The sequence below is a fragment of the Mesorhizobium sp. M5C.F.Ca.IN.020.32.2.1 genome (assembly GCF_004023105.1).
GTDB classification, from domain to species: Bacteria; Pseudomonadota; Alphaproteobacteria; order Rhizobiales; family Rhizobiaceae; genus Mesorhizobium; species Mesorhizobium wenxiniae.
The window spans coordinates 1-6834 of the sequence record NZ_RZSX01000291.1 but is presented as its reverse complement, the minus strand read 5'-3'; the positions used below and the strand labels follow the sequence as shown (position 1 = coordinate 6834).

At 61.2% G+C, this 6834-nt stretch carries 9 protein-coding genes and 1 other RNA gene; 4 read left to right on the top strand and 6 right to left on the bottom strand.

Going from position 1 to position 6834, the window contains the following annotated elements; translation table 11 throughout:
- Positions 1 to 327: 327 nt before the first annotated feature.
- Complete coding sequence (locus tag EOA86_RS16265) at positions 328 to 588, top strand: DUF2312 domain-containing protein (protein ID WP_023800031.1); 261 nt, start codon at positions 328 to 330, stop codon at positions 586 to 588.
- Positions 589 to 639: 51 nt separating this feature from the next.
- The gene (locus EOA86_RS16260) at positions 640 to 1095 is read left to right on the top strand and encodes a hypothetical protein (RefSeq protein WP_128342559.1); all 456 of its coding nucleotides are present in this window, start codon (positions 640 to 642) and stop codon (positions 1093 to 1095) included.
- Positions 1096 to 1223: 128 nt separating this feature from the next.
- On the opposite strand, the gene EOA86_RS16255 is transcribed toward EOA86_RS16260, so the two are convergent.
- Positions 1224 to 1733, bottom strand: coding sequence for an arsenate reductase ArsC (locus tag EOA86_RS16255; RefSeq protein ID WP_065011224.1), 510 nt, complete (start codon positions 1731 to 1733; stop codon positions 1224 to 1226).
- A gap of 213 nt (positions 1734 to 1946) precedes the next feature.
- Here EOA86_RS16255 and EOA86_RS16250 point away from each other — a divergent pair, with 213 nt between their 5' ends.
- On the top strand, positions 1947 to 2291 hold the full coding sequence (locus tag EOA86_RS16250) for a hypothetical protein (protein WP_128342557.1): 345 nt from the start codon (positions 1947 to 1949) through the stop codon (positions 2289 to 2291).
- A gap of 61 nt (positions 2292 to 2352) precedes the next feature.
- On the opposite strand, the gene msrB is transcribed toward EOA86_RS16250, so the two are convergent.
- The 5 genes from msrB to EOA86_RS16225 all read right to left on the bottom strand — a co-directional run bounded on the left by msrB (position 2353) and on the right by EOA86_RS16225 (position 6359).
- On the bottom strand, positions 2353 to 2757 hold the full coding sequence (msrB, locus tag EOA86_RS16245; protein ID WP_128342555.1) for a peptide-methionine (R)-S-oxide reductase MsrB: 405 nt from the start codon (positions 2755 to 2757) through the stop codon (positions 2353 to 2355).
- Positions 2758 to 2866: 109 nt separating this feature from the next.
- Positions 2867 to 3664, bottom strand: coding sequence for an MBL fold metallo-hydrolase (locus EOA86_RS16240; protein WP_128342552.1), 798 nt, complete (start codon positions 3662 to 3664; stop codon positions 2867 to 2869).
- A gap of 32 nt (positions 3665 to 3696) precedes the next feature.
- On the bottom strand, positions 3697 to 4887 hold the full coding sequence (locus tag EOA86_RS16235) for a VWA domain-containing protein (RefSeq protein ID WP_128342550.1): 1191 nt from the start codon (positions 4885 to 4887) through the stop codon (positions 3697 to 3699).
- An 8-nt stretch (positions 4888 to 4895) separates the two neighbouring features.
- A complete protein-coding gene (locus EOA86_RS16230) occupies positions 4896 to 5342 on the bottom strand; it encodes a GNAT family N-acetyltransferase (protein ID WP_128342548.1) in 447 nt (148 codons plus the stop codon).
- A gap of 177 nt (positions 5343 to 5519) precedes the next feature.
- The gene (locus tag EOA86_RS16225; protein WP_095518014.1) at positions 5520 to 6359 is read right to left on the bottom strand and encodes a MoxR family ATPase; all 840 of its coding nucleotides are present in this window, start codon (positions 6357 to 6359) and stop codon (positions 5520 to 5522) included.
- A 181-nt stretch (positions 6360 to 6540) separates the two neighbouring features.
- On the opposite strand from EOA86_RS16225, the gene ssrS reads away from it, so the two are divergent.
- A non-coding RNA gene (gene ssrS / locus EOA86_RS16220) (6S RNA) lies at positions 6541 to 6696 on the top strand.
- The last annotated feature ends 138 nt before the right edge of the window (positions 6697 to 6834 follow it).

Here is a 6834-nt window from a genome sequence, read left to right as displayed (position 1 = left end):
CCGTTGCCGCCGGCCAGGCGGTCAAGGCCGGCGACGTGCTGCTGTCGATCGAGGCGATGAAGATGGAAACGGCATTGCATGCCGAGCGCGACGGCACAATCGCCGAAGTGCTGGTCAAGGCCGGCGACCAGATCGACGCCAAGGATCTGCTGATCGCATTCGGATGAGACAGAAATGTTGCCCAGGCAGAGTTGTCTGCGTCTGGCGGCAGCCCTCCATGCCGCATCGATAACAGCTTGACCGGTCGCCCCCGGTCGGGCATCGAACCGCTGCAAATTCGCCGCGACAGTTCCTGAGTCGCGGCATGGAAAACGACGCGGAGAAAAAATGGCCGACGACATCACCGAAACCAGCCAGACTGTTGCCGCCGGCCAGCTGCGAGCCTTCATCGAGCGCATCGAGCGGCTCGAGGAAGAGAAGAAGACGATCGCCGACGACATCAAGGAAGTGTTCGCCGAGGCCAAAGGCACCGGCTTCGACACCAAGGCGATGCGGTCGATCATCCGGCTGCGCAAGAAGGATCAGGCCGAGCGGCAAGAGGAGGAAACCATCCTCGACCTCTACAAAGCCGCTCTCGGCATGGTGTAAGGCTGGTAACAGCCCTGGGCGCCGGTTGCGGCGCCCTCAACGGGTCGAACCATGAGCGAATTCGACTTTGGCGTCCGCCGCGCCTCTGAATTCCGCCAACGCGGCTTCTGGACGGTCTTTTCGGAACGGCATCCGGAAGAAAGGGCTCTGATGGCGCGGCGCGGACCCTGGTTCTGGCAGCGCGGGCTGCCAGACTTCGCCTTGGTCCTTTCGATGTATGTCGCGCCGGCCCAGAACCATGTCGGCGTCTTCTTCGGCCGCAACGAGAAGTTCGGTGCCACGGAAGCCTGGTCGCGGTTGAAGCCGTTCCAGCCGGCGATCGAAGACAGGTTGAAGCTCAGGCCGGAACAGTTTTGCGAGGGCCTCGGCATCAATTCGCTGTGGCGGGTGAACTGCTTTGCCGAGGACCAATTGCCGGCCATAACTGACTGGCTGGTGACGGAAGCATCGCGCTTCGAGCGCGCCGTTGCCGAGGTTCTCGGCGAGGGTGGCGAAGCCGGTTCGTGAATTCGCCTGCCTGTCGGCGGCTTGGGCCTAAAGCGCGTCGCGGCTGAAGCGATTCGTGCGACGCGCTTTAGTTTTGTTTTTATGCATGTCGTTACCCAAAACCGCTGCGCACTTTTGGGCGACATGCATTAGTTCGGCTTCGCCGTATCCCGGCCGATCGCATCGAGATGCTGTTGCAGCGCCAGATGGTCGAGTGCATCCACCCGCAGATTGGTGAACAGCGAAATGCGGTTGTTGAGCATGCGATAGGCATCGGCAAAGGCAAGGTGCAGTTCGGCTTCGGTGCCGTCCGCCTTGGCTGGGTCCGGTATAGACCAGAGCGCGGTCATCGGATGACCCGGCCAGATCGGACAAGATTCGTTTGCGGTGCTGTCGCAAAGCGTGAAGATGAAGTTCATTTCCGGCGCGTCGGGCTCGGCAAACTCGTCCCAGCCTTTCGAACGCGCGAAGCTCGTATCGTAATTGAGGCTTTCGAGCAGCTGCAGTGCGAAGGGATTGACCTCGCCCTTCGGCTGCGAACCGGCGGAAAAGGCCTTGAACCTGCCGGCACCGATCCGATTGAGGATGGCTTCCGCCATGATGGATCGCGCCGAATTGGCGTTGCAAAGAAACAGCACGTTGTAGACATTATCGCTCATCTCAAGACCTCCCTGTCAGGCGACTGGATGATGGAGGCGGCAAATTCCGGTAAGATGCCCTTGCCGAGATGCCGACAAGGGCGACGTAGAAAGGTTTCACGACCGTTTGATGACAATCTGTCAGATCATACGCTTGCGTGCCGATGATCGAGTTGCGTTGACAGGCTTGCCGCTTTGGACATCTCTGCTATCGAATGAGAGAAAGCCGCATCGATGAGTGCGCCAGAGACCTTCGAAGGCGAAGACGGCGAGGCAGGCCGCGCGGCGGGTTTCTTCCGCTCGCGCTGGCAAGGCACGGCCCCGCTCGATCGGCTGTTCTGGCGCGATCTTGTCCTTGTCGGCACGGCGATCAACGTCGCAGTGTCGGTGCTGGCGCTCATCCTCCTCGGGCTGAAGCTGCCGCTCGCTCTCGTTCTGGCGGTGCATTTCGCGCCGGTGCCGTATAATTTCTTCCTGACTTTTGCGGTGTGGCGGACCGCCGAAAAATCCGGTGGCGTCAAGGCTTCGCTGATGACGCTGGGGGCTGTGCTGTGGCTGATCCTGGTGGTGGTGATCTGACAGGAAAGTGCTGCCCGGCAAAGGGCGGCCGCAGCCGTCCTTTGCCACCGTCGAATTCCTATCAGCGGGCCGGCTCGAATTTCAGCGCGACGCCATTGATACAATAGCGCAGGCCGGTCGGCGGCGGCCCGTCCTCGAAGACATGGCCAAGATGGCTGCCGCAGCGGGCGCAATGGCATTCGGTGCGGACCATGCCATAGCTGCGGTCGACGGTCGTCTCGACCGAACCGGGCACCGGATCGTTGAAGCTCGGCCACCCGGTGCCGCTCTCGAACTTCAGCTTGGATTCGAACAAAGGCTGGTCGCAGCCGACACAGGAAAAGGTGCCGGCGCGCTTCTCGTGGAGCAGGGCGCAGCTGCCCGGCCGCTCGGTGCCGTGGTTGCGCATCACCGCATATTGCTCCGGCGTCAGCCGGGCGCGCCATTCGGCATCGGTGCGGGTTACGGGGTAGGTGTGACTATCCATTTTTGCCTCTTAGCTCATGCCGCTATTGGGGTTGTCTTCCCCCAGTTCGCCCAAATAGGCATTTGTTACGGCGTTTGCCGGCATTTCCGATCCTGCCGCGAAGAATTCCTCAGGCGATCGCCGTGAGATACCGCGCAACCGACGCTGCAAATGCCGTCTTTGCATCTCCGATGACGTTCTGGTTCCACCATGCGCCATAGATATGGTCGAACGCGAAAGGCTCCAGCGCAGCCTCGATGCCGAGCACTTTCGCCGCATTGAGCGGGATGTAGTTGGGGTAGCTGTACATAAAGCTGACATGGCGGCGAGTCGGCGTCACCTGCAAGATGTCGCCGGCCAGGATGGCGTCGCCGCCCTCGCGTTTCCAGTGCAGCACTTGGCCACCGGCAAAGTGACCGCCGCAACGGATAAGTGTCAGCGCGGGGCTTAAGACGCGGGTCTCACCTTCCCAACTGACAACAGCCGGATGCGGCCGCATGATCCACTTGCGATCATCGGCGTGCAGGTAGATCGGCACGCCGCCAAACGCCTCGCTCCACTCGACCATTGCCGAATAATAATGGCAGTGCGAAATGGCGATCGCGGCCAGGCCGCCCCGTCGGTTGATTTCGGCCACCGCCTCGTCGCTGACCATCGAGATGCAGTCCCACAGGACATTGCCATACGCCGTTTGCGCCAGCAGCGCCCGCTGACCGATGGCGAAGCGCGGCTCGACGCCGAAGCCTAGCAGACCGGCGTCGTCCTTGATCACGATCCGATGCCCGGCGGCGAGCTCTTCCGGCGTGATCCAGGCCTGGCCCTCCCAGCGCACATATTGCCGCTCGTCCTCGCAGATCGGGCAATGGTCTGGCGGCGCGGCTGCCGCCGTGAACTGGACGCCACATTGCAGGCAGAGGAAACAGGTCATCGGCCTTCCTGTCTTGCTTGCCGGAAATCCATTCAGTGCTTCCTTGAAAGTTGCTTCGTCGCGGCTTCGAGCCCGGCGAGCGTCAGCGGAAACATGCGGCCGCCAAAGATATCGCGGATCATGGCGATCGAATGGGTGAAACCCCAGTTCTTCTGGTTTTCCGGGTTGAGCCATACCGCGTTCGGCCATTGCTGCAGCAGACGGCCGAGCCAGACGACGCCGGCCTCCGGATTCCAGTGCTCGACCGAGCCGCCGGGATGCGCGATCTCGTAAGGGCTCATCGAAGCATCGCCGACGACGATCACCTTGTAGTCCGGGCCGTATTTGTGGAGGAGGTCGAAGGTCGGGATCACCTCCGCATGGCGGCGGCGATTGTCCTTCCAAACGCCTTCGTAAAGGCAGTTGTGGAAGTAAAAGTATTCGAGCTGGCGGAATTCGGCACGGGCAGCCGAAAACAGCTGCTCGACGCTTTTGATGTGGTCGTCCATCGAACCGCCGACGTCGAAGAACATCAGCAGCTTCACGGCATTGCGTCGCTCAGGTCGCGTCTGCACGTCGAGATAGCCATGTTCGGCCGTGGCGTGGACGGTGCCGGGCAGGTCGAACTCCTCCTCGGCGCCTTCGCGCACCCAGCGGCGCAGCCGCTTCAGCGCGACCTTGATGTTGCGGGTGCCGAGTTCGACGGCATCGTCGAAATTCCTGAACTCGCGCTTGTCCCAGACTTTGACCCCGCGGCGGTTGCGGCTTTCATGCTGGCCGATGCGAACGCCTTCGGGATTATAGCCATAGGCGCCGAAGGGTGAGGTGCCGCCGGTGCCGATCCATTTCGAACCGCCCTGGTGGCGGCCCTTCTGTTCCTCCAGCCGCTTCTTCAGCGTTTCCATCAGCTTTTCGAAACCGCCGAGCGCTTCGACCAGCTTTTTCTCCTCGTCGGTCAGGTGCTTTTCGGCGAGCCGGCGCAGCCATTCCTCCGGAATGTTTTCGACATCGACCGCGTTTTCGCCAGCCAGCGCTTCGACGCCCTTGAAAACGTGCGAAAAGACCTGATCGAAACGGTCGATGTGGCGCTCGTCCTTCACCAGTGCTGAGCGGGCGAGATAGTAAAATCCCTCGACGTCATAGTCGACCAGCCCCGCCTCCAACCCCTCAAGCAGCGACAGATATTCCCGGAGCGAGACCGGAACCCGCGCTGCCTTCAGTTCGAGGAAGAAGGGGATGAACATCGCATTGCCTATAGCAGATCATACTCGATGAAGCCGGTCCGCCGCGCCACGTGGTCGTAGAGCTTGCGCGCTGTGGTGTTGGTTTCGTGGGTCATCCAGTAGACGTTCTTGACGCCGACCTTGCCGGCTTCCTGCTTGACCGCTTCGATCAGGGCGGCGCCGACGCCCTTGCCGCGCACATCCGGGTCGGCGAACAGGTCCTGCAGATAGCAATTGTTCGCCTGCGACCAGCAGGAGCGATGATAGAGATAGTGCGTCAGGCCGACCGCCTTGCCGTCGAGGGACGCGATGAACCCCTTCGGTTCGAACTCACCCGCCGTGAACAGGCGCTTCCAGGTGACGGCGTAGACCTCCTCCGGCAGTCTGGTTTCGTAGAAGTTGAGGTAGGCAGTCCACAGACGCTGCCAGTCGGCGTGGTCGGATTGTGCCAGTGGGCGGACGGTAATCCCGGTCATTTCATTTCCCTTCCGAAGCTTTATGCCTAGGCTGCCTCGGTGCCCGGCCGGCGGCAACGGTCCAGCAACGGGAAAGCGCTGTCCGACGCGTATGCCCGGCCTTCGCTATGGCTCCGGGCGTTCGCCGCTCCAAAAGCCAAATCGTTGGCTTTTCGTCGGCCTTTGGCCGACCGCTCCTCACCCCTGCCTTCTCGCCATAAATGCCAGGCGCTCGAACAAATGCACGTCCTGTTCGTTCTTCAAAAGCGCACCATGCAATTTCGGCAGCGCATTCTTCGGATCGGCGCGCAGATCCTCGGGCGCGATGTCATCGGCGACCAAGAGTCTGATCCAATCGAGCGCCTCGGAGGTCGACGGCTTCTTCTTCAGGCCAGGCACGTCGCGGATCTCGTAGAACTGGGTCAATGCGGCGCGCACCAGGTTCTGCTTGATGCCGGGATAGTGCACGTCGACTATCCTGTGCAGCGTCTCGACGTCGGGGAAGCGGATATAGTGGAAGAAGCAGCGGCGCAGGAAGGCGTCCGGCAGTTCCTTCTCGTTGTTGGAGGTGATGATGACGATCGGGCGCACGGCGGCGCGGATCGTTTCGCCGGTCTCGTAGACGAAGAACTCCATCCTATCGAGTTCCTGCAACAGGTCGTTGGGGAACTCGATATCTGCCTTGTCGATCTCGTCGATCAGAAGCACGACCTTCTTGCCTGCGGCGAAGGCGTCCCACAGCTTGCCGCGGTTGATATAGTTCCTGATGTCGTTGAAGCGCTCGTCGCCGAGCTGGCTGTCGCGCAGCCGCGAGACGGCGTCATACTCGTAGAGGCCCTGCTGCGCCCTTGTCGTCGACTTGACGTGCCATTCGATCAGCTCGACGCCGAGCGCCGCCGCCACTTGCCTGGCCAGTTCGGTCTTGCCGGTGCCGGGCTCGCCCTTGACCAGCAATGGCCGCTCCAGCGCGATCGCCGCATTGACCGCCACCATCAGATCCTTGTCGGCGACATAGGCCGCCGTGCCTTCGAAACGCATTCTTGCTCCTCGGTTTTGATGGGCAACCGTAAGGAGACAGTCCAGCCTGTGCAAGGCACCGCGGCGAGGCGCGGTGAAACCTCGTGTCGCGCCTGTCCCAGGCAGGGCTTTGTGACGAATTAAGCCGGCGAACATGGCCATCTCTCTGGCGCTTGGTCAATCGTCAGCCTATATTGGTCGTGACGGTCTGCGCTTCCCGGCAGGAGAACATTTTCCCCGGGGCCTTAATGATCCCTAGGGAGCTGTCCCTGGGAAGACCCGTGGGTTTTCTCATACGGCGCCCACCTACTTTGTAGGTTCCCGGGATCGCTCTCTCCACCGGTTGTGTGGATCGTCACCCATCAAAAAGGCCATCTTTGGCGGATTTTGTCGCACCGCTTTGTGCGGTGCTCACGAACGAAAAGTTCGCTCCGCTGATCTCATTTCGTATAATCTTTTCACCGAACCGCTGACACTTCGGTGGATCATGCGGTAG